General features: G+C 63.2%; 18 protein-coding genes. 10 read left to right on the top strand and 8 right to left on the bottom strand.

What is annotated here, in order from left to right; genetic code table 11:
- Positions 1–59 precede the first annotated feature (59 nt).
- Together OVA24_RS20410 and OVA24_RS20405 are read left to right on the top strand one after the other, a co-directional pair.
- Positions 60–464: a hypothetical protein gene (locus tag OVA24_RS20410; RefSeq protein ID WP_267672018.1), complete on the top strand. Its 405-nt coding sequence runs from the start codon at positions 60–62 to the stop codon at positions 462–464.
- Positions 465–483: 19 nt separating this feature from the next.
- Entirely contained in the window at positions 484–2,490 is a 2,007-nt protein-coding gene (locus tag OVA24_RS20405; protein ID WP_267672017.1) for a hypothetical protein, read from the top strand.
- A gap of 24 nt (positions 2,491–2,514) precedes the next feature.
- Here OVA24_RS20405 and OVA24_RS20400 read toward each other — a convergent pair whose 3' ends face one another.
- From OVA24_RS20400 to nth, 3 genes are all read right to left on the bottom strand, one after another.
- Positions 2,515–3,321, bottom strand: a complete 807-nt coding sequence (locus OVA24_RS20400) for a sterol desaturase family protein (RefSeq protein WP_267672016.1) — start codon at positions 3,319–3,321, stop codon at positions 2,515–2,517.
- Positions 3,322–3,791: 470 nt separating this feature from the next.
- On the bottom strand, positions 3,792–4,751 hold the full coding sequence (locus OVA24_RS20395) for an SMP-30/gluconolactonase/LRE family protein (RefSeq protein ID WP_267672015.1): 960 nt from the start codon (positions 4,749–4,751) through the stop codon (positions 3,792–3,794).
- Between the two features lie 41 nt (positions 4,752–4,792).
- Positions 4,793–5,419, bottom strand: a complete 627-nt coding sequence (nth, locus tag OVA24_RS20390; protein WP_267672014.1) for an endonuclease III — start codon at positions 5,417–5,419, stop codon at positions 4,793–4,795.
- Positions 5,420–5,692: 273 nt separating this feature from the next.
- Here nth and OVA24_RS20385 point away from each other — a divergent pair, with 273 nt between their 5' ends.
- Positions 5,693–6,331 (top strand): hypothetical protein, encoded by a 639-nt coding sequence (locus OVA24_RS20385; RefSeq protein ID WP_267672013.1) that lies wholly within the window; start codon positions 5,693–5,695, stop codon positions 6,329–6,331.
- Positions 6,332–6,333: 2 nt separating this feature from the next.
- Here the strand turns inward: OVA24_RS20385 and OVA24_RS20380 are convergent, their stop codons facing one another.
- The gene (locus tag OVA24_RS20380) at positions 6,334–8,448 is read right to left on the bottom strand and encodes a hypothetical protein (protein ID WP_267672012.1); all 2,115 of its coding nucleotides are present in this window, start codon (positions 8,446–8,448) and stop codon (positions 6,334–6,336) included.
- Between the two features lie 115 nt (positions 8,449–8,563).
- Between OVA24_RS20380 and prfB the strand changes: the two genes are divergently transcribed.
- Both prfB and OVA24_RS20370 read left to right on the top strand, forming a co-directional pair.
- Positions 8,564–9,704, top strand: a protein-coding gene (gene prfB / locus OVA24_RS20375) for a peptide chain release factor 2 (RefSeq protein ID WP_267672011.1) whose coding sequence is annotated in 2 segments (ribosomal slippage) — positions 8,564–8,641 and positions 8,643–9,704 — 1,140 coding nt in all. Because the reading frame shifts where the segments join, the coding sequence is not laid out codon by codon here.
- A gap of 73 nt (positions 9,705–9,777) precedes the next feature.
- A complete protein-coding gene (locus OVA24_RS20370) occupies positions 9,778–10,329 on the top strand; it encodes a Uma2 family endonuclease (RefSeq protein WP_345783451.1) in 552 nt (183 codons plus the stop codon).
- A 12-nt stretch (positions 10,330–10,341) separates the two neighbouring features.
- Here the strand turns inward: OVA24_RS20370 and OVA24_RS20365 are convergent, their stop codons facing one another.
- A complete protein-coding gene (locus OVA24_RS20365) occupies positions 10,342–11,178 on the bottom strand; it encodes an alpha/beta hydrolase (RefSeq protein WP_267672008.1) in 837 nt (278 codons plus the stop codon).
- A gap of 129 nt (positions 11,179–11,307) precedes the next feature.
- On the opposite strand from OVA24_RS20365, the gene proB reads away from it, so the two are divergent.
- From proB to OVA24_RS20350, 3 genes are read left to right on the top strand one after another with little or no spacing between them, the layout of a single operon-like run.
- Positions 11,308–12,081 carry a glutamate 5-kinase gene (gene proB / locus OVA24_RS20360; RefSeq protein WP_267672007.1) on the top strand — a complete coding sequence of 258 codons (774 nt, stop codon included), beginning with the start codon at positions 11,308–11,310 and terminating at the stop codon, positions 12,079–12,081.
- 7 nt (positions 12,082–12,088) lie between these two features.
- Positions 12,089–13,348, top strand: coding sequence for a glutamate-5-semialdehyde dehydrogenase (locus tag OVA24_RS20355; RefSeq protein WP_267672005.1), 1,260 nt, complete (start codon positions 12,089–12,091; stop codon positions 13,346–13,348).
- Positions 13,349–13,400: 52 nt separating this feature from the next.
- A complete protein-coding gene (locus tag OVA24_RS20350; protein ID WP_267672003.1) occupies positions 13,401–14,285 on the top strand; it encodes a hypothetical protein in 885 nt (294 codons plus the stop codon).
- Positions 14,286–14,292: 7 nt separating this feature from the next.
- On the opposite strand, the gene OVA24_RS20345 is transcribed toward OVA24_RS20350, so the two are convergent.
- Both OVA24_RS20345 and OVA24_RS20340 read right to left on the bottom strand, forming a co-directional pair.
- Positions 14,293–17,655 (bottom strand): tetratricopeptide repeat protein, encoded by a 3,363-nt coding sequence (locus OVA24_RS20345; protein ID WP_267672002.1) that lies wholly within the window; start codon positions 17,653–17,655, stop codon positions 14,293–14,295.
- Positions 17,656–17,706: 51 nt separating this feature from the next.
- Positions 17,707–19,083, bottom strand: a complete 1,377-nt coding sequence (locus OVA24_RS20340) for a DUF3142 domain-containing protein (RefSeq protein WP_267672001.1) — start codon at positions 19,081–19,083, stop codon at positions 17,707–17,709.
- Positions 19,084–19,180: 97 nt separating this feature from the next.
- Here OVA24_RS20340 and OVA24_RS20335 point away from each other — a divergent pair, with 97 nt between their 5' ends.
- Together OVA24_RS20335 and OVA24_RS20330 are read left to right on the top strand one after the other, a co-directional pair.
- Positions 19,181–20,914 carry a potassium channel family protein gene (locus tag OVA24_RS20335; RefSeq protein WP_267672000.1) on the top strand — a complete coding sequence of 578 codons (1,734 nt, stop codon included), beginning with the start codon at positions 19,181–19,183 and terminating at the stop codon, positions 20,912–20,914.
- A 69-nt stretch (positions 20,915–20,983) separates the two neighbouring features.
- Positions 20,984–21,643 carry a hypothetical protein gene (locus tag OVA24_RS20330; RefSeq protein ID WP_267671999.1) on the top strand — a complete coding sequence of 220 codons (660 nt, stop codon included), beginning with the start codon at positions 20,984–20,986 and terminating at the stop codon, positions 21,641–21,643.
- Here OVA24_RS20330 and OVA24_RS20325 read toward each other — a convergent pair whose 3' ends face one another.
- Positions 21,644–22,672: an L-threonylcarbamoyladenylate synthase gene (locus tag OVA24_RS20325; protein WP_267671998.1), complete on the bottom strand. Its 1,029-nt coding sequence runs from the start codon at positions 22,670–22,672 to the stop codon at positions 21,644–21,646. It abuts the gene before it with no gap.
- Position 22,673 lies beyond the last annotated feature (1 nt).

Raw genomic sequence — 22,673 nt, 5'->3', positions numbered from 1 at the left:
AAATGCGCCGCGGAAGCGGATAGTTTCGTTATTCCAGAAACCCGAATCCCTGATTTTCCATGGCCCGCCGCGCTAGCTCGAGTGTTCATCCCGGTATCATTCTTGGCATCATCGCCGCTCTTGTCGTCCTGTTCCTTGCTGGCCGGCATTTCATCGGCAAGAAGGACTCAGGGATGGGGGATGTGGAGAAACTCGATGTGAGGGACCTGCTCGAGAACGGCAACAGCCTGCGGGGCAACGAATATGTGGTGGAGGGGAAGATTGACCAACAACTGCGCTGGACCACCTCCCGCGGCCAGGTGGTGAGCTTGCGGGTGAGCACCCCGGGCGGGGAGGAACTGATCGGGGTGGAGATCCCTCCCACCTTCAGCCACCTCAACATCGAGAGACAGCAGAGATACTCCTTCCGGGTGAAGTTCCGCCAAGGCGGCGTCCCGGTGGCCACCGCCATCAACCGTCTTTGAACCCATACCCCAGTGACCGATGAAATTCCGCACCTTCCTTCCGCTCCTCATCACCGGGTATGCATGCGCGCAGGTCTACACACCGCCTGCAGGAGAGACCCCGGTGGCGCCACCCGCTTCTCCTGCGGCGGCACCGGCTGACGGCGGCACCTCCGCCTCGAATCCTCCGGGCGGCACGCTGGGTCAGGATCTGCCAATCCTGGATCCCTCGCTTTCGACCATCACCGTCGGTGGCGTGGCCATTCCGCTGGGGGACAACGCCCTGTTGAAGGCCCGGTTCGAGAAATACCTCAACCAGCCGGAGGAAAGCAGCGAGGCGGCTGAAGACTACCGCAGGACCATCCACGAGATCCTGGCCACGGTTTCGCCATTCCATCCCGGCGGTCCCGATCTTTACGGCGCGTTCCAGAAACTGCCTTCCGCCGCGACCTATCCCGGGGATGCGAACCTCTGCAGCTCGCTGGCGGAGAGCATCTACATGGCGATGCTTGCGAAGCAGGACATCAACGGCCTGACAAAGCTGAACAAGAGCATCGAGGATGAGAAAAAGAAGATCATCTCCGAGGCGGACTACGCGGCCAGGAATGACCGGGACAATTCTCTGGGAAGCGGACGCCAGCTTGGTGGTGGTGGCCGTAACAACAACCAGCGGGGGAACGGCAACAACAATGGAGGAAACAACAACGGGGGTAACAACGACAACGGAGGGAACAATAACGGGAACAACGGAGGAAACAGCGGCAGGAATGACGGTCGTGAGGATCAGCGGAGGAACACTCCGGGCATGGGAATCCACTCGCTGAAACACCAGGACGCCCTGCGCCGGATCGATGAGATCGAAGCCCTCAAAAGGGAGAACGTCGTCCGGACCGAACTGCAGACCGCGAGGACAAAGGCGCAGTATCAGGTGAACATGGTGCAGTGGTTCATGCAGCGCCGCTATGAGCATGTGCTGATGGCCGCGCGGTTCTACAACCAGATCTGGAAGGATGGGGATACCGAGCTGCGCATCGACTCGAAGTCGAACGTATCGAAGCTTTTTTCGGAATCCGTGGGGATCAGTCCGACGGTTTCCTCCCTTGATTCGCTCTCGAACGAGGCGATCCGGGAGGCCCAGAAATACATCGAAACCTTCGACCTTCTGCTCGCCCGGGGGGAACTGCACGCCGCCTCGCAGCGGCTGATGGAGGCCTATGCGCTGGGGGAGTTCCTCACACCCCTGGCGACCCTGCCGCTGGAGAAGAAGCGGAAGGTTTCCGAGTATGTGCGGGATCTCCATGAACTCTACGGGACGCTCGCGGCGAGGGATTATACCAAGACCCAGGTGCTCGCGGCGCGGTTGAAGGAAAACGCGAAGGATTTTCCGTCGTCAAAGGTGGACAGCGCCATCGCCGCCTACACCCTCGCGTCCGACCTTGCGATCGAAGAGGCAAAGGCCCATCTGCTGGCGAAGGACTCCACGAAGGCGGCGGAAAAAATCAAATCCGCGACGGAGATCTGGCCGACCAACCCGAAGCTGAAGGAATTCAGCGCTCTGGTAAACAGTTCCGGTGGGATGACCATGGCCCGGAATGATTTCGACCGTCTGCTGGCCGAGGGCAACTACCGCGAGATCGCCCGGCGGCAGTATGAACTTGCTCCCGCGATCCAGGGGGACGCGACGCGCGAGGATGCCTTCCGCCAGATCGTGACGAATCTGACGAAGATCGAAACCGCGCTCAGCAAGGCCGGGGAGTTCAGCAAGGTGGGGCAGAACTACGCCGCCTGGGAGCAACTGGCGGAACTTCGCGAACAGTTTCCGGATGATCCGAAACTGGGGCGGGAAATGGAACTGCTCGCGCCGAAAGTGGCGGATTTCACCAAGGCTCTCGATGAGGCGCGGAAGCTCGAGAACCGCACCCCGAAGCAGACCGGTTCCGCCATGGCATGGTATCTGAAAGCGGGTGACATCTACCCCAACAGCACCATGGCCCAGGCTGGACTTCAGCGCGTGCTGGATGAAGTGCTGGTGGATGACGGGAAGTAGCTGCATGCGTCCCGACGGACCTGCCTAGCCCATCTCATTCCCATCATCCGCCGACCGGGTCTTTCCGGTGCGCCGGAAGGGGTGGAGCAGTTGGCCCGGATAGCTTCCGGAGATGGGCTCCTCGATCCCAAAGGCCTCAGGCTCGTGATCCGGACACCGGTAGGTTCTGAAAACGATATCCATCAGGGGTGAGATGTTGGCGTAGTTGCCCGCGTCCCGGGAGCGATGGTGATGCCAGTGGTGCAGCTCCGGCGCACCGATGAACCACCGCAGCGGGCCGATCGGGAGGCGCACGTTCGAATGGATGTAGATCGCCCACAAGCCGCGGAACGCGGCCAAGGCCGCCAGCGTCTCGATGGGGAACCCGAGCAACAGCGCCGGAAGGTTGATCAGCCCCATCGTATAGACGGTGTCGAGCGGGTGCTCGCGGTGCGCGGCCAGCCAGTCCAGGTGCTCGGAACTGTGGTGGACCGAATGGAATCTCCACAACCAGGGGACCCGGTGCTGGAGGCGGTGTCCCCAGTAGATCAGCAGATCACTCAGAAGTATGACCTCGAACGCCTGCAGCCACCATGGCTGAGAGGAGACCATCCCGCGGAACTCCCCTGGCATCCATCCGTTGATCCATCCGCCGAGATGGCCCAGAAGCCACAGCACGACTCCGCTCCACAGCAAATATTGGCCGAGAAAGAAGCAGAGATCGGTCCCCCATCCCGGGCGGAAAAAACGCTGCGGCTTCTTCGCGGGGAATGCCATCTCCAGCGGGCGGAAGATCAGCCCCAGGAACAGCAGGCTCCCTGCGGTGGAGAGGATCAGATGGATGACATTCATTTCGGGGGCGCTTCCGGATCTGGCGCCGCTTCCGGAGATTTCCTCGCTTCATGGGTCCCGCGGGGTGTTTCGCGGGTGAGGCGGAAATCCTGTGGTGGGAGCAATGGGCCGACCGGCACATCCTTTGGTTTGAGGAAAGGGCCGGTTTTCGAGCCAGGGAGAAACTCCGGATTTTTCTCCGGATCGGACCTGAACACCACATCTATGTTCTTGGAGCTCGGGAATACCAATGGTGGTTGGGATTCCCGACGCTCCTGGTTCTCTTGCTTCGCCCTTTCGGCAGTCTGGTGATGACGGTACCAGACAAAGTAGCCTCCGAGGCTGAGCGCCGAGACGATGGCGAACACACCCAGGGATCTCCTCAGAATCATGTCATCCATGACATGGGATGACCGTAGTCCGGACAAGATGAAAGTGCTGCAGGTGGTTCGGAGAGGGAGGTGCACGGGAAATTGACCCGTCACCGCACCTTACTTCCTCTTGAAGCGCATGATGCGGTCGTTCGCGGTGAGGAAGACGGTTTTGCCGTCCTTGCCACCGAAAGCGACGTTCGAGGTCGGCTGGTGGGTGAGCACGCGGCCGAGGAGTTTGCCTTCCTTTGAGACGATGAGCAGGCCGCCCGGCCCGGTGGTCCAGATGTTGCCCTCCGCGTCCGTCTTGAGGCCGTCGGTGGAGCCTTTGCCCTCGAGCTTGTTGGCATCGAAGAACAGCGTCATCTCCCCGGCGCTGCCGTCTTCCTTCAGGGGGAAGCTGTAGACGTTGAACTTGCCCTTGTGGGAGTTGGCGACGAAGAGGGTCTTCTCGTCATGGGACAGCGCGATGCCGTTCGGACGTTCGAGATCCTTTGAGATCAGCGTGATCTTTCCGTCGAACGTGGTGCGGAAGACCCCGCAGTAGGGGAGCTCCCGCGCCATGTCGCGTTCGCCTTCCGGGAGTCCGTAGATCGGGTCGGTGAAATAAACCGAACCGCCGGAGTGGATCACCAGGTCGTTCGGGCTGTTCAGCCGCCTGCCTTCAAAGCGGTCCGCGACCGTCATTTTCCCGCCGTTCTTCATCAGGACGGAGATCCGGCGGTCCCCGTGTTCCGCGAGAAAGAGGCGGCCATACTTGTCAAAGGTGAGGCCGTTGGATCCGGCTTCCTTGCCGTAGTCGGAGATGCCGGTGTAGCCGGAAGGCTTCATGAAAACCCGCAGGCCCTTCTCGTCGGACCACGCGTGGATGACGTTGTTCGGGATGTCGGAGAACAGCAGTTCGCTCGTTTCCGCATTCCAGACCGGGCCTTCGGTCCAGCGGAACCCTTCGGTGATGACTTCGACCTTCGTGCCCGGGGCGATGAGCGCGTCGAGGGCGGGGTCCAGTTTTTCGACCGACGGGTCCTGGGCGAATGCGGATGAGATGACGGAGAAGGAAAGGAGAAGATGGGCTTTCATGATGTGGGGAAGATGGGCGAGGGATTGGGCGGGGGAAAGGTTCAAGTTTTCGCGAGAACCTCCCTGCAGAGAGGGCAGGTTTTTCCGTTGCAGCCACGGGCGGTGCAGTACTCCCGGCCGTAGAAGATGATCTGGAGATGGAGCTTGTTCCAGGAATCCCGGGGGAAGAGCTTCTTGAGGTCCCTCTCCGTCTGGACGACGTTCTTTCCGGGAGTGAGCTTCCATCGCGTGGCCAGACGGTGGATGTGCGTGTCCACTGGGAATGCCGGCACGCCGAAGGCCTGGGCCATCACCACGGATGCGGTTTTGTGGCCCACACCCGGAAGCTCCTCCAGATCCTCAAAGCTGGCGGGGACCTCCCCGCCGTGTTTCTCGACGAGAATCCGGGAGAGGTTGGAGATTGCGGCGGACTTCGCCGGAGACAGGCCGCAGGGTCGGATGATGTCGCGGATTTCATCCACCGGCACGTGCATCATGTCCCGCGGGTTGTCCGCGCGCGCGAACAGCGCCGGGGTGATCTGGTTGACGCGGACGTCCGTGCATTGGGCGGAAAGCAGCACCGCCACCAGCAGGGTGAACGGGTCCTTGTGGTCCAGCGGGATCGGTGTTTCCGGATACAGACCTTCCAGGCGCATCCTGACATGATCCGCACGTTGCTGCTTTGTCATGGGTGGAAATTCCCGGAGCGGGCGGCGGATGGCAAGCGGTGAGGTTGCGGAATCCCGGATGAATAAATTTCCCGCAGCCGCGTCTCCGATTGGTTGCTTGCGGTGGGAGGTGAAGCACTTAGGATCGGGACCGTGCGCCGTTGGGCTGTCATTCTGATCGCTGTCTCCTTGATGGGGGCGGCAGGTGGAGCCGGCTGGTTTTTCCGGCAGGAGGTCGGGATGTGGTGGCATCATGCCGTCACACCTGTGGAAATGGGCGGCGCACCCCGCCCGGTGCCGGACCCACGGTCCTACGTGGTTCTCATGGAGGAGCTGCAGCGGTGGCGGGAGGATCTGGCGGACCGTTACTCCAGGTCGAAGACCGCTGCGGAACGGCAGGCCGTGGAGCATGACGCCAGGATCGTGCTGGAGGAGGCCCTGCCCGCCATGATGCGCTGCTGGCTGGGCACGCCGTGGGATTTCGATGGAACGGCGGATGGACCCGGGAAAGGCAAGATCGCCTGCGGCTATTTCATCTCCACCGTCCTGCGGGATGCCGGATTCCAGGTGGACCGGTACAAGCTGGCGCAGCAGCCCTCTGGCAACATCCTGCAGACCTTTCTGAAGAGGGAGGCATGTTCGCTGACGGTGGGTGAGGAGTATGAGACATTTGCCGACGGCCTCTCCCGCATCCCGAAGGGGATCTACGTGGTCGGCCTGGATACCCATGTGGCGTTCCTGCTGGTGGAACACGACGGCTTCCGTTTCATCCACTCATCCGGATCCGCTCCGTGGTGCGTGGTGGACGAGGGGAGGGAGGATGCCCACGTCCTCCGCAAGTCCAACTGGCGGATGCTGGGGAACTTCACCGGAGATGCAGGGGTGATCCGCACCTGGCTCAAGGGAGGAAAGATCTCCGTCAGGGGCGCGTGACATCACTCCACCTCTTTCTGGAGCTTGGTCCGCTCCGCATCGGACAGGGCGGCTGCATCGAGGGCGGCCCGTGCTGCCGCGAGGTCGCTGGCTCTCCAGGATTTCAGGGTTTCCCCCATCTGGGTCGTCCGGTCCTGCGGGTCTGAAATGGAGGCTGCCCACGTGAATGCGGTGGCCGGATCCGTCTGGCGCACTTGTTGCACGAGCGGCTTCACCGCCGCATCCCGGGAGGAGCCGGTGGGGAGGGAGGAGATCCACTGGGAGGCTCCCACCGCATCATATTGGGTCCAGGAGGTGGCCACCGCGCCGATGCCGTCGTCACGCCACTGGCCGGCGGGAAGAGCCGTGGCCCAGGTCGCCGCCGAGCTGGGATCATCCTTGGCCCAGGTGGCGGCGAGCCCGCTGGCGGATGTGGCGAGATTCTTCGCCATGCCATCCGGCGGCGCGGCCAGCAGGCTGGTGAGCTGCCTGCTGGCGGAAAGGGGATCATCCTTCGAGAGTGCGGGGAGGATGGAGGATAGCGCGCGGACCCGCTCCACGCCGGAGAGGCTTTCCGCCCATTGGTGGGCGGACTCCGGATCGCTGCGCGCCCAGGATGTGGCGATGCTGTTGAGGGCGGCCAGGCGACCTTCGCCGGGAGCGAGTTTCTTCAAACCTTCCGCTGCGGACTCGGGATCTTCCCTGCCCCATTTGCCGAACAGCCCGCTGAAGGCGGCGTTCTGCTCCTGGGGGTTGGTCAGGCTGACCGCGAAGTCCAGGGCGGCCTTGCTGTCTTTCGAGGCATATTCGCCCATCATGTTCTGCAGGGATTGCGGGGTGCGCTGTGACTCCGGGAGGGAGAGGAAATATTCCTCCGCAGCCTTGGGGGAGCTTTTCACCAGCCCACGGAGCACCTGGGGGGAGGTTTCCAGCTTGTCCCGTTCACCCATCTTTGCGGTCTGCTCCTTCAGGAGATCCGATGAGGACCAAGCGGCGTAATACATCAGGTTGCCCAACTGCTCCCTGCGGGTGGTGGCGTTGTCCACCTGATCCAGCAATTCGAAAGCCAACCGGGTTTCCGACCAGCCCAGGTTCTGCAGCAGCTCTCCGGTGGCGATCCGCTTTTCCGACGGAACGGACATGGATTTCAGCATGGTCATGGCCTTTTCGGGATCCTCATCCGCCACCACGCCCAGGATCCTGCCGGAAATGGCTCCGCGCAGATGGCCCGCTTCCCCTTTCAGTCTTTCCCAAGCCACGGCGGGATCCTCCCTGCCGATGGCGGCATAGATCTCCTTGAAGGCTTCCGTCCGCCGGTCCCCTTTCAACGTCTTTGCCCAGACGAGAGCGGAATCCGGATCGGACCGCGCCCAAGTGGCCGCGACGCCGGCGGCGGAGTATTCGCCCGCGATTTCTTCCGGCAGGGATCTGAGGCGCTCCGCTGCGGCGGCGGGGTCTTTCTCCGCCCAGTTGCTGAGGATCCCCCGGGTGTAATAGTCCCCCCAGCCGGAGCGGGAAGGCTCGGTCGTCAGGAGGTCGCAGGCCGCCACCGGGTCCTTCTTGCCGATCGCGGCGATGACACCCGGCGCGACGTTCTCACGCATCTCACCCTTCGGCAGGGCACGCATCTCGCTCAGCGCACGGTCCGGATCCACCTGGGCCAGGCTGGAAAAGCACTCCCGTGCCGCGTAGTTGCGGAACGAGCGTTGTTTGCAGGATTGCACGAACTCCAGAGCGGCGGATGGGTCCGCCACCGTCCATTTGCCGAACAGGGCTGACATGAGCGTCCAGCGGCTCTGGTCGGAACTGTTCGGGTTGTTGCGGAAGTCGTCGCGCACCAGTTCCATGATCCGGGGGATCTCCGCCGCCGGAAGTGACTCGATGGCGAGGGTGAGCCGGGCGGAAGCCACCTCGTTCCGTTGGGTTCTGAAGAGGTGGCGGATTTCTTCCAGTGAATCGACCGAGAACGAAGGACCGCCGAAGGGATCGGTCCGCGCCGTGCGGGTGGAGTGGCGCGTCTCCCGGGCGGGACGGGTGTTTTTCTCCGCCTCTGGAGCCGGAGCGGAATCCCTCCTCCCCGCCATGAAGCCGAGTCCGATGGCGGCGGGGACGATCAGGAACAACATGCTGGGTTTCATGGCATCGTGCGTATGACAGATTCCCCGCCGGCAGTCACGGGGTTTCGACCATCGGTGGTGGGCGGGGACGTTCCGGCTTGCGTGGAGGGGAAGGATGGCATTTCTTCCCGGGGCAATGTCCTCACTTCCTACCGCTGACCTCCTGGCGCTCGATGTGGACGGCCTGAAAAGCCGCCTGTCGAAACTCAGGAGGTATCTTTGACGTCCCTGCCCTCGAAATCAAAATCAACACCCTGGAGGAAGCCATGGGCTCCCCGGAGTTCTGGAATGACGCGGACGAGGCGAAATCCATCAGCGCCCAGGCCGCCGGTCTGAAAAAGAAACTGGAGGCCTTCCTCAGGCTGGAGAGCCGCTCGAACGACATCGTTGAAGGCATTTCCCTTGCGAAGGAATTCGACGACGCCGACATGGCGAAGGAAGCCATCGAGAACGCGAAGACGCTCGAGAAGGACATCCGCGAATACGAACTGCTGACGCTGCTCAACCAGCCGAGCGACATTTCGCCATGCTACCTCGTGATTTCCGCCGGTGCGGGTGGCACCGAGGCCTGCGACTGGGCGCAGATGCTGCACCGCATGTACACCCGCTGGGCGGAGCGGAAGGGCTACTCCGTCGAGACGCTCGACTGGCAGGACGGTGACGAGGCCGGCCTGCGCTCCGCGACCATCAAGATCACAGGCGACTACGCCTACGGCTTCCTCAAGAGCGAGCGGGGCGTCCACCGTCTGGTGCGTATCTCCCCGTTCGACTCCGCGGCGAAACGCCACACCTCGTTCGCGTCGATCGACGTGAACCCGGAGGTTTCCAAGGAGATCAAGATCGAGATCCTGGACAAGGACATCGAAATCACCACCACCCGTTCCGGTGGCAAGGGTGGCCAGAACGTCAACAAGGTGGAGACTGCGGTCTTGCTGCGCCACTTGCCGACGGGCATCCTCATCCGCTCGACGGCGGCCCGCTCACAGGGCGCGAACCGGGAGCTGGCGTTCGAGATCCTGAAGTCGAAGCTCTACACCATCGAGGAGGACAAGCAGCGCGCCGAGTCCGACCGTGCCTACGGCGAAAAGGGCGACGTCTCCTGGGGCAACCAGATCCGTTCCTATGTTTTCCAGCCCTACCAGAAGGTGCTGGACCTCCGCACCGGCGAGGAATCCGGAAACATTCAGGACGTGATGGACGGGGACATCGACGCCTTCATCGAAGCCAAGCTCCGCGGCAAGGTCCGTGTGAAGGGCGGCGGCGGTGACGAGGATTGACCTCCGTTTTGCGGATTGCTTGGGGAGTTCACCGGGGTATGCTGGAGCCATGACCGCTCTTGCCATACCCGGGATGATTTCCGTGGAGGACTACCTCTCCGGAGAGGAGACCAGTGGGGTGAAGCACGAGTACGTCGGTGGCGTTGTCCATGCCATGGCAGGTGCCAAGAACCGGCATAACACGATAGCGTTGAACTGTTCGGGATTTTTGCTCGCAATGCTGCGTGGCAAATCCTGCCAGCCGTTCAACAGCGACACGAAGGTGCGGATCGTTTTTCCTGACCACGTCCGGTTCTACTATCCGGACGCGATGGTGGTGTGCCACCCGAACCCGGACGAGGATCATTTCCAGGATCAGCCGGTGGTTGTGGTGGAGGTGTTGAGCGAATCGACGCGCCGGACGGATCTGGGCGAGAAGCGGGATGCCTATCTTTCACTTCCCTCGCTGAAGGTGCTTCTCCTTGTCGAATCGGACAGCCGTGGTGTGGTCGTGTACCGGCGGAAAAAAGAGGGCGGATTTGCGGTTGAGCAATACGTCGAGGGCGTGATTCCTCTGCCCGAAGTCGGAGCGCAACTGGCCTTGGATGAGCTTTACGAGCGCGTGAAATTCGGAGAGGCGCAGTAAGCCCAAGCTCCCTCACTTCAGGAACCCGCTGTCCATCAGCCACTCGGTGAAGCGCTCCGGCCACTTGGCGGCGGCTCCGGTCTTTCCGGGCCGGTAGCCGAAGCCGTGGCCCGCTTCCGAGTAGATGTGCAGCTCCGCCTTCACCCCGGCGGCCTTGTATTTCAGGTAGAGCGACGCCATGCCCTCGGCGATGTCCGGGCGGTCGCCGTAGCCACAGGCGATGAAGACGGGCGGCATCCCCTTTTCCGCGGTCATGGTGCCGGACTTGCCCGGGTAGATGAGGGCTTGGAAATCCGGGCGGCTGGATGCTTTCTCCACGGGATCAGCCGATGATGCATCGCCCGCGTCGGATTTCATGGCGGAGTAGGCGGCGACCTCCCCGCCTGCGGAAAAGCCGAGGATGCCGATGCGGTCCGGCTTGATGTTCCACTCCGCGGCGCGGGAGCGGATGGTGCGGATGGCGCGGCGGGTGTCGTTCATCGCGTCACCTTCCAGTGTGTAGGTGGACCCCTCCTCGCGGGAGAGGCGATACTTCAGGACGAATGCGGCGATCCCCCGCTGCTGGAACCACTCCGCCAGCGCGTAGCCTTCATGGCCGGTGCAGAGCTTCTGGTGCCCGCCGCCGGGGCAAATGATGACCGCCGCGCCGGTGGATTTCGATGCCTCCGGAAGGTAGGGGGTGATCGATGGGTTGTGGATGTTGGTGATGTTGCCTTTGCCATCGTCTTTCTCCGCTTCGTCTTTCCGGGCCTCGGAGCCGGGGGCACCGTTCGGCCAGAGGGGAAGGGCGGCGGGTTCGGCGGCGAGAGTGAAGGCGGCGGAGGCGAGCAGGAGCAGGATGGATTTCATCAGGATGGCGACAGATACGTCGGCGGTTGGTGCGAAGTTGCGCGGAGGTGGGAGTGGATCGTGATTTGCATTGGCTTGGACCGCTTTTCCCGGTTATCTCCGCGCCCCGCACCAATCCGCCCGCCATCCATGATTCCCCACCTCACCGTGATCAAAGCCGGAACCGGCGTGCTGACGAAAAGCAATGATGGCACCCTCGACCGGGCCGCGCTGGTGCACCTGGTGGCGGCCATTTCCGGCCTCATCCATGCCGGGCACCGCTGCCTGTTCGTCTCCTCCGGCGCGGTGGGATCCGGCGTCTCCGCCCTCGGTCTCAGCGAGTATCCGAAGGATACGGCCACCCGCCAGGCGTGCGCCGCCGTCGGGCAGGCGCGGCTGATGCAGACCTACAGCAGCCTGTTTTCAAATTTCGATGTGACCATCGCCCAAGTCCTGCTGACCGCGGCGGATCTGGCGACCCCGGAGCGTGCGGGCTATGTGAAGGACACCCTGCGCCGCCTGCTGGTGGAACCCATGATCCTGCCGATCATCAACGAGAATGACTCCGTCGCGGTGGAGGAACTGAAGTTCGGCGACAATGACATGCTTTCCGTCCGGGTGGCGAAGCTCGCCGGCGCGAAGCGGGTGATCCTGCTCACCAGCGTGGACGGCCTGCTCGATCCGGAGACCAACCAGCGCATCGCCGAGGTGTCGAACATTGATGAGGTGTTCAGGCACGTGCGCGATGACAAGGGCCGCTTCTCGATGGGTGGCATGGCGTCGAAACTTGCCGCCGTGAAATTCGCCGTCGAGGCCGGGATCGAGACCCACATCGCCCACGGCCGCCATCCTGAGCGTCTGGCCGCCATTGTTGACGGCACCGGTATCTCGACGAAGTTCCCCGCCTCGGCCCAGTCCGCCTGACTTTCCCATGTCCACCCTCCAGGAAACCATCCACGAAATGGGCCGCAACGCGCGGCAGGCCTCCTATAGGCTCTCCCAGCTCAGCAGCGACCAGAAGAATGCCATCCTGCGTGCGATGGCGGCGGAACTGCGCGCACGGGTGCCGGCCCTGCTGGAGGCGAACGCGCTGGACATCGCGGCGGGCGAGGCGAAGGGCCTTTCCGGAGCCATGCTGGATCGGCTGCGGCTGGATGAAAAACGCGTCGAAGCCATTGCCGCGGGCATCGACCAGGTGGCCACGCTGCCAGACCCTGTGGGCCAGGTGATGGATGACTGGAGCCGTCCGAACGGCATCCGCATCCAGCAGGTGCGCGTGCCCATCGGCACCATCGGCATCATCTACGAAAGCCGCCCCAACGTGACGGCGGATGCCGCCGTCCTTTGCTTCAAGACCGGCAATGCGACGATCCTGCGGGGAGGCAGCGAGGCCATCCACTCGAACCGCGCCATCGCGGATGCCCTGCAGGCAGGCGGTGCGTCGGCGGGTCTGCCGGACCATGCCATCCAGCTCATCCCTTTCACGGACCGGGAGAGCGTCACCATCCTCGCTCAGATGGATAAGTGGCTGGACCTCATCATTCCCCGTGGCGGCAAGGGCCTCATTGAGACCGTGGTTTCCCAGGCCCGCATGCCGGTCATCAAGCACTACGATGGCATCTGCCACCTCTACGCCGACAAGGACCTTGACGAGGACGTGGCGGTGACGCTGACGGTCAACTCGAAGACCCAGAAGCCCGGCGTGTGCAACGCGCTCGAGGATCTGCTCGTCCACCGGGATGTGGCGGAAACTTTCCTGCCAAAGGCGGCTGCCGCCCTGCGGGAAAAAGGCGTCCAGCTCCGTGGTTGCGAGCGCACGCTGGCCATCCTGCCGGACGTGGTGCCCGCCACGGAGGAAGACTGGACCACGGAATTCCTCGATCTGATCATCGCGGTGAAGGTGGTGGACTCCATCGAGGAAGCCATTGATCGCATCAACACGAACGGCTCCCACCATACGGACGTCATCGCCACCCGTGACAGCGCGACGGCGGAGCAATTCCTGCGGGATGTGCACTCCGCTTGTGTGTTCCACAATGTCTCCAGCCGCTTCGCCGATGGTGGCGAGTTCGGCTTCGGTGCGGAGATCGGGATTTCCACCGACAAGCTGCACGCCCGCGGACCGATGGGCCTCAGGGAGCTGACCAGCTACCAGTACCGGGTCCGTGGCGAAGGTCAGTTGAAAGGCTGAGCTTCTGGTTCCCCATGGAGGAGATCCATGATAGACCGCCGCCGCGTCCATCATGAGATTCCTCCCTTTGCTGCTGTTGTCCTGCGTCACCGTCTCCGCCAAGATCGGTGAGACGAAGGATTTGCTCACCACCCGGTACGGTTCTCCCATCGAAGATGGGGGCGATGCGTTGGTCTTCAGCAAGGGCGGCATCCTCGTCAAAGTGGACCTCCAGGATGGAAAGTGCGCTCGGATCCGCTTCGCGAAGGACATCTCGTCTGGTGTCGAGGGAGAGTTGAACCAGTCCCAGATTTCCTCGCTTTTCGCCGCGAACCAGGATGGTCTGCAGTGGGCACGTGGGGCGGACGGAACCCTCCGTTCTTCGGATGGGCAGCGGCAGGCGGTCGCTGCGGACGGTTCACTGGTCATCCAGACCGCAGCGTTTGTCCTTGCTGCCGCCAAGGCGGAGACCGCCGCTCCCGCCGGACCTTCCGGTGAGCCACCTCCTGTCCGTGTTTCCGGTGCCCCGCCCACACGCGTCGCCATCATGGCAAAGACCGCTTCCGCAGGCTCCGGCCGGGACAAGAAGTGGGAAACGTGGTGGGGATCCTATGACAAGGACATCTTCAGGGACCGTGTGGTTGGCGTTTCGATCCGCGCGTCCACGCCCGGGCAGGCGATCGTCGAGACCCACTGGATCGGTGAGGAGATCGAAAAGAACTCCGGCAACAAGGTGGTGGAGGTGAGCCGCGAGGCCGTGATGGTCCCCGGCCAGGGACAGGTGACCGTGGAGATGGGATGCCTGTTCGTGGAGAATGACACCAAGTATGCCGCCCTCGGCGTGCGTGAGCGGAAGGGCATCCGCTACGCGGGATGGGTGGTGCGCGTGGTGGATGGAGGTGGGAACGTTCTGGCGGTCCAGGGTTCCCGGCCACCGCTCATCGCATTGGTCAGATAGTCTTTTTTCAGAGGTCCATCGGTTGAAGCCGGCTGAGGAAGGTGTCGCCCTTCACGAGCAGCCGCAGCACCGCCAACGCCCGGCCATCCACACGGAATGCCGCCAGCGATTTTTCCCGGGTGGAGGGTTCCAGCAGGCGCTGGGCGATGTCGCAGAAGTTCAGCGCGGCCAGCGTATGCAGGTCGCCCTGCCCGGGATCCGCCAGAATGCCGTTCAGCAGCAGGAGTGCCTCGTCGAACCGATCCAGATCGATGAACGCCCCCGCGCGCAGGAGGTCGAGATCCGCTTGGTAGCGTGCCTCCGGGAACCGCATCTCATGGTTGGAGATCGCGGCGAGAACCTCCCCCGGGTCTCCGGTGGGATCGGGGCGGTGGATGTCGATGCGCTTGTAGCCTCCGGGGATCGGTGCGTCGGGGAAATGGAACGCCCTCACCTGCGTGCGGCCCCGGTAGTTCCTCGCGATCAGGCGGGTGAGCCGGAAGGATGCCGCCTCCGCCTTCGGGCTGTCCGGGTAACGGTCGAGAAATTCCTGCCAACCATGGATTGTGTCATTGGCTGGTTGGGTCTCGTCTTCCTTCACCTCCAGCCGCTTGCGGAATTCCACCAGACTGTCGAATGCCGGGGGCAGCGGCTTGCGGTTGTTCGCATAGGTGAGGAAATCCGCCGTGGTGATCCCGTTCAGTGAGGCGGCTGCCAGCAGGTCGTCGAGCCGGTCCGCGACGGCGATGATCGTCGCCGGATCATCGCCGCCGGTGTTCCGCCGCAGCCTGAAAAGTTCATCACGGGCTGACTTGAGGTCGTTGCGGAGCGCAGGAAGTGACGTCCGCGGATCCACCTCCAGGAAACGCTCCGGCAGTGCGGCGATCTTTTCTCCGGCGATCACGACTTCCTCATTCTGGCCGTCCCAGCGGTTGATCGGGGTTCCCGAGATCGCTTCCATGATGGAATGGGCCGCATTGTAAGAGTTGTAGTCGCCCGGCATCCATGGACCCACCGCAGGGCGGAATGTGAAAGCGATCGACCGTTTCGCCTCCGCGCTCCGCGGATGGCTTTGCGTGAGCCGTTCGTGGAGCTGGCGGGAAAGCGCGGTGGCATCGGCCTCCAACGCCCGCGACCTCTGGTAGAGGGAGTATTCCGCGCGGCGGAAAAGGCAGTGGTTCGCCAGTTCCAGCGCGGGCGCGGCGATGGTGGCGGACTTGCTCTCCGCTGCCTTCAACGCGTGCTCCAGCGCATGGGTGGCCTCGTCGCGGGAGTCGAGCTCGGCATTCACGGCGACGACCTGGTAGCCGTAGTGGAGGGCATTCCTGCGGCGCAGCAGATCGAGCTTCTCCTCCTCGCTGTTGGCATAGTAGAGCGCCCCGTTCAGGGGCAGCGTGAGTGACCCGCGGTGCTGCATCCAGTGGTTGGCGATGGCCAGGTGGATGGCGGGCTTGTCGGCCTCAGCGGCTTGGTCGAGCTGTCGGTAGAGATCGGCCAACGGCGCCACCCTTTCATTCCATGCGGCCTCATCCATCGCCAGCCGCTTGGGATTCCGGTCGGCGGTCGGGTCCCATTCCACGAATGGTTCGGGCGGCGCCGCGGTCAGGTGTTTCGCCGCACGGGCGAAGTCGTGCGCGGCGATGGCCCGGATCCGGACCGCGCTTCTCAGCAACGTGGCGCGCCGGTCATCGGCGGGCAGGGCCGCCAACGGGGCCTCCAATTCATCCAGCGGGGCGAACTGAAGCAAGGTGTCCAGCCACTGGGTGATCTCCAGTGATGAACGCAACACGGGGGCATCATGGCTTTCCTGATCGTACGGTTCAGGGAGCAGGGTGAGGATCGCTTCACCCGCCTTGCCGGAGCGCGCCAGGGACATCGCCAGGCGGAACGGCTGGTCCACCAACAGCGGGCTGCCCGGGTGATCCGTGGCGAGGGCGCGGAAAGCATCCGTCGCCTGTGCATGGTGACCCGCCCGCTGGAGGATGATTGCCTTCGCATAGGCGGCCTCATCCGTGGCGGCGGTTTTTTTTTGCAGCCGTTTGGCCAGCGCCAGTGCCTGTTCGTGCTCTCCCGCCTCGGTGGCGGACCACGCCAGCAGGTGGAGGATCACCGGATCGTCCGCGGACGACTTTTTCAGGATCTCCTCCTCCAGCGCCCGCAAGGCGGCGCGGACGAACTTTTTCGGGCGGAAAATCCGGTCACCGAAGGCGCGGATCAGCCGCCGGTCGCCTTCGGCGTGGTCGCCGGTCAGCCTATGGAAGTCGGCCAGCGAAAGCGTCCCGGCGGGATCCAGTGCATGCTGGAGGAACAGGCGCGTCACCACCGGATGGCTTGCGACCGCAGCGGCGTTGAAGTCCTTGTCCGGGTCCAGCCACGGGTCCTCCAGATCGGGAGACGCATCCGCCATCTGTTTGCTGAAAATCAGGTCGCACTCCCTCAGCACGGTGCGTGTGATCTCACGGGTGGGCTGGAGTTTCAGGCGATCGAGCTGATGACCCATCGCCGCGCCATACTGGCCGCGGTCGTAGGCGGTCGCACCCAGCCAGCCATGGGCGTCCGGAACGAAACGGCCCTTCGGATGATTCTCCAGGTAGGCTTGCAGCATGTCATCCGCCTCACCAAGCAGCACCTCCACTTCTGGTGGTGGCGAGGTCGGGAAAGCTCCGCCTTCCGCCGGGTCGGCGGGGAAGCGCCTGAGGTTACGGGACTGCTCGATCAGGCAACGCGCGCGCAGGAGGGTGGCGGCCTCCGCCCGTGGATGATCGGGATGTTCCGCGATCACCCTGCCGAGAAGCTCCGCACCTTCCTCGTATTTGCCGCGCTGGAACTGGACGGCTCCCCGACGTGTCAGCCAGTAGGGCATCATCAGCGGCGTGCCTTCGCCCGCCAATTTGTCGAGTTCCTCATCCTGCAGGCGGATCGCCTCCGCGTAGTTGCGGTGGAGTTGGGCGAATTCATCATCCCCCATGTCCCACGGCTTGCGGGTGGGAGGGATCGGCGGGATGGAGACAGGGGTGGTGCGCCACCGGAGATAGGGGGCAGCGGCTGCGAACGCTTCCGGGATTTCCACCAGCTCCCGCAGCTCATGCAGGAAATTGGCGCGGGCGGATGAATAGTCGCCGCCACGGTTTTCGGAGAGCAGCCGGTCGATCTTCTCCAATCGCTGCTTCGCCGTCAAAGGCGCGAGAGTTGCCGGCAGTGCCCGGCAGGTGGCGTCCAGCTCCTGCGCGGTGGGGAGCGCGGGGTTGGCGGGTGAGGTTTCGTCGAACAACTGGCTCCACCGTTTTACGGCGAGACGTTGGGGATACTGTCCGATATCAGGGGGCGCCTGATAGAAAAACGGACCACATGAGAGAAGGACCAGAAGACTGGCCGGAGCGACGCGCCGCATGATCATGGAGCTACGGGTTTGTTTCACCAAATCCAGCAGATTGGTGGTTCTTCACGGAAATTTCACACGCCGTCCGGAGACGTGGGGTTTCAGGCTCCAGATTACTTCGCCGGAGGCTTTCACCAGTGGACCGGAGGTGAGCGAGCCGCCGGGTGGCAGCTTGGAGAAATGGAGGTGCAGGCGTGTGGACATCTCAGGTGGAACGTCCCCGGGGACGGAAATCTTGGGGAAATCCCCCGTCGATCCGGAGCGGAATGCACCGACGGAAGGTGACTCGATCACGACATGCCAACCGGGGGACGCCGGGTTCTCCGGATCACAGGGTCTCGGCGGGATGCCATCCGTACCGGCGTTCGTCAGCCGGATGCTTCCGTCGGGAAGGACCGACAACTCCGGAAGCGCCGCTGCGGCTTCCGCGAAGTGAGGTGCGGGATGGGTGGCCTGGATGCCCGGGCCGGGTAATGTGAAGTAGAGCATGCCGGCCGCGCCGTTGGTCCGTGCGGCTTCTCTTAGCGCCGCCACCGAATCCGGATCCGGTGCGCGGTGGCAGAGGATGGAACCGGCGGCGACGGGGTTTCCGGAAATGGTGGTGTTCGCCGTGACGACCAAGCGGGTGACCCCGCCTCCAAGTGATTCCGCCTTCAGCGCCGGATTGAAAAACACCGCGTCATGATCCCACCCGCGCAGGTGACCGACCAGTTTGCCATCCGGCCGGAAAACCGTGACCCGTTCGAAATTCGGCAACCCCGCCTGCCACGGCACCCGACAGTTCCGCCATAGCTTGACCAGTGCGATATCTTCCCGGTCCGCGATCAGGCGGAAGGTTCCTTTCATGACGTCCTCCGGCCTGTCCGGATGCAGGTCATAGAACATCGGCGCCATCCGGTGGACGGACTTCGCCAGCTTGGCGAACTGCGGACTCCGCGGCCAGGAAGCCAGCGCGGTGATGGAAATGCGGGTTCCGGGAAGCCCGCCGGCCACTGATTGGAGAAAGCCGCCATAAGCAGCCAGCAAGCGGTCCGGGCAGTCGAAATCGAGCTGGATCTCCGGGAGTGGAGTGTCTCCCGCCCACAGGCGGACCATGCGGGCGAAGGCGGTCGCCGCCTCGGGATCTCCCAGAAATGCCGCGTCCGGCTTGATGCGGAACACCGGAATGATGGTGATGTCCGGGAGGACCGCCGTGGGGGCTGCGATGCGGGAGGACTGCCAACGGTTGTCCTTCCACCCCGTCTCCACCGCCTGCCAGAACAGCTCCCGCGTGCCGGCGGCTTTCAGCGACGAAAGCTCCGCGGCCGTCAGGGAGGATGAGCGGTGCCAGACCCAGAACGCGGCCGGTCCCTGTGGCAGGACCTCCACCTGAGGGGCAGGCTCACGCTTTCCGCATGCGGCGAGCAGGCAAAGGATGAGGGTGGTAAGGAAAAGCCGCACGGCGGAGCCTAGCACGTGCCCGGTGGAATGGGATGGGAATCGTCACCGGATGCGCTTGGAACCACTTCCGTCCCATTATATCCTGCCCATCAGACTCATGAAATCCTTCGCCGCCGTCATCGCCGCATTCCTGGGCAACCGGAGCAGCCGCTCCAACCTCAAGACACTGGGGCGCTTGCTGGCTCTCCTTTTCATCCTGATCACGATCTACAGCGTGCTTTTCCACATCATCATGGAGAGGGAGGGAAGCCAGTATTCGTGGGTCACGGGCCTCTACTGGACGCTCACGGTCATGTCCACGCTCGGCTTCGGTGACATCACCTTCAAGAGTGATCTGGGCATGGTGTTTTCCATCGTCGTGCTGGTGTCCGGCGTGATGTTCCTGCTGGTGATCCTTCCGTTCACGTTCATCGAGTTCTTCTACGAGCCATGGATGAAGGCACAGGCGGCGGCACGGGCGCCGAAGGAGCTGCCGGAATCCACCCACGGCCATGTCATCTTCACCTGCCATGATCCCATCACTGCCGCGCTGATACCCATGCTGGAGAAATACGGCCACTCCTATGTGGTGCTGACCCCGCATATCACGGAGGCACTGGAATTTTACGAACAGGGAGTGAAGGTGGCGGTGGGGGAGCTGGATGATCCGGAAACCTACCGGCGGATGCGGTTGAAGAAAGCCGCCGTCCTGGTCGCCACCCGCTCCGACGTTCTCAATACGAACATCACCTTCAGCGCGCGGGAGGAGTCGGAGGATGTGCCGATCGTGGCTTCCGCGACCACCGAGGCATCGCGGGACATGCTGGAACTCGCCGGTGCCACGGAAGTGATGCGGCTGGAACAAGTGATGGCGAAGGCCCTCGCCAGGCGGGTGATCGGGAACGATGCCGCCGCGCATGTCATCGGCCAGGCAGGTGGTCTCGTCATTGCGGAGGCCAGCGTTTCAGGAACCAGGTTGATCGGGGGCACGGTGGCCTCAAGCGGGATCCGCGGTGATTCAGGGCTGAGCGTGGTCGGAATATGGGACCACGGAAAGCTGCGGACGGTGGATCCGGAAACCGTGATAGAGGAGGACATGGTGCTCGTCCTTGCGGGGACTGAGGACCAGATCGAAGCCTACAATGCCGTTTTCCGTCTGCCGAATCCCCAGCACTCGCTGGTGCTGATCGTGGGTGGAGGGCGCGTGGGGCGCATCACCAGCAAGGTGTTGCAGGAGGCGGGCGTGAAGTCCGTCATCATCGAGAAGATATCGGAACGGGTGGAGGCATTTCCTGATGCCGTCATCGGAGACGCGACCCAGATGGAAACGCTCAAGGTGGCGCACGCCCGGGAGGCGAAAACCGTGATCATCACCACCCACGACGATGATCTCAATATTTCCCTGACCATCTTTTTCCGCCGGTTGCGGGAAAGTTTCCAGATCATCTCGCGCTGCACGCTGGAGCGCAACGTGCGGACCCTGCACCGCGCGGGGGCGGATCTGGTGCTGTCATCGGCGACGATGGGGGCGAACACCATCTTCAATCTGGTAAGGGAAGACGACAACCTGCTGCTCGCGGAAGGTGTGCTCATTTTCCCTACCCCCGTACCAGCGGTCCTGGCGGGCAGGAGGCTGGCGGACTGCGCCATCCGGACCCAGACGGGCTGCACGGTGATCGCCGTGGAGCATGAAGGGAAGCGGGTGGTCAATCCGGACCCTTTCATCATCCTCCCTCACAATGGCATCCTCCTCCTCATCGGCACCCTGGAGGCGGAGGAAAAATTCCTGCGCGACTACAAGCCGGATCTGGCGCCTGAGAGCATGCGCCGGAAGTGGCGGAGAAAAGGCTGAGTGTCTCCGGGTGGTCATGTGATTCCCGCGGAATTGACAGATATGTCATTCATCTTTACATGGTGAGGCATGAAGAAACTCCCCCTCTGTCTGTTGCTGGCGCTTCCTGTCATCTCATCCGGTGAGGAGATTCCGAGGGGGGCGTTCAAGTCATCCCAGTTCGATGCGGCCCGCGAGGCGGCCAAAGCCCAGGGAAAGGCGCTGATCTACATCGAGACGGACTCCAAATCCAGTTGCCCGAAGACCCAGTGGGGCACCGCCGAGGCTTATTCCGAGTTGAAGCGGGACTACGTGCTGGTGGTGGAGGATGACGCGGATCCGGAGAAGGTGGACGTCTCCGCCCTCAGCCCGGCCATCATCAAGACCAGCAAGATCGGGAATTTCTCGCCCCGCGTGACGGTGGTGGAGCCGGACAAGCTGGAGTTCATCACCGGCACGGACTACTCGAACATGTCGGGCGACAAGCGCTGGGCGAAGAAGCTGGATGAAGCGGTGACCGTCGCCCTGGCGGCGAAAAAGGAATCCACACCGCCTGCCACTCCCGCCGAACCTGTCGCCGCAAAGTCGGAGTTCACCGACTGGTCGAACACGGATGGCAAAGTCATCCGCGCCGCGCTGGTGGAGAAAAAGGCGGACGTGGTGGTGCTCAAGCTGGAGAACGGAAAGACGATCGAATACCCGATCGAGAAGCTTTCCCAGGCCAGCAAGTGGGCGCTCGACGGGAAATGATCATTTCGCCGCGGCCCGGCGGAGGCGGTCCATGATCGCCACGCCCAGCCCGGTTTCGCTGACAGGCTCCGCGATGATGTAGTCCAAGCCCGCCTCGTCCATCAGGCGCATGACGAAGAACAGCCGGATGGCGGCCTCCGCGAGCTTCCCGCTGCCGGGGCTGAGGCTCTCCACCTGTTCCCAGTCGTGGAGGTTCACGTAGTCGCTGTCATCCTCTCCCCGGTAGGCGATGAGACCGTATTTCTTCCCCTCCTCGGGTTGGAATGAGGAAATGTCCTCCAGCAGGATGAGGGGGGTGCGCGGCGCATAGTGGCTGGCCAGTTGTCCGGGAGCCTGCGGCGCGCTTTCGGAGATGCTTTTGACTTTCTCCACCTTGCCGAAGTCCTGGAGCTGTTCCTTGGTGATCGGGCCGGCGCGGTGGAGGCGGAAGACGGGCTTCTTCCCTTCGCGGGGCTCGATGGAGATGATGGTGCTTTCCACCCCTTCGCTGCACGCGCCGCCATCGACGACGAGGGGGATCTTTCCGCCCAGTTCCTTGACCACCGCGGAGGCGGAGGTGGGGGAGATGCTGCCGAAGCGGTTGGCGCTGGGCGCGGCGATGGGGTTGCCCAGTTCCTTGTTCACCGCACGGAAAATGGGGTGCGCGCTCTGGCGGACGGCCACGGTGGGCAGGCCGCTGGTGACCAGATCCGGCACGTCCGCATGCTTCGGCAGGATCAGAGTGAGCGGTCCCGGCCAGAAGGCGGAGGTGAGCTTGTTGACCGTTTCCAGGATGTCATCCGGGACAACGGCCACCCGCTTCAGGTCGCCACGGGAGGCGATGTGGACGATGAGCGGATCAAACGACGGGCGCTCCTTCGCGGAGAAAACCTTCGCCACGGCGTCCGGGTTGAAAGCATCCGCGGCCAGGCCATAGACGGTCTCCGTGGGCAGGCCGACGGTTTCCCCGGCACGCAGCAGGGCGGCCGCCTCGCGCACGGCATCCTTCATTTCCTCGTCGTCGGCGTAAATGACTTTGGTCTCTGGCACG

The sequence above is a fragment of the Luteolibacter sp. SL250 genome, from assembly GCF_026625605.1.
Taxonomy (GTDB): domain Bacteria; phylum Verrucomicrobiota; class Verrucomicrobiia; order Verrucomicrobiales; family Akkermansiaceae; genus Luteolibacter.
Note: the sequence above shows the minus strand (reverse complement) of the source record. Positions and strands in the feature narration are given on the sequence as shown.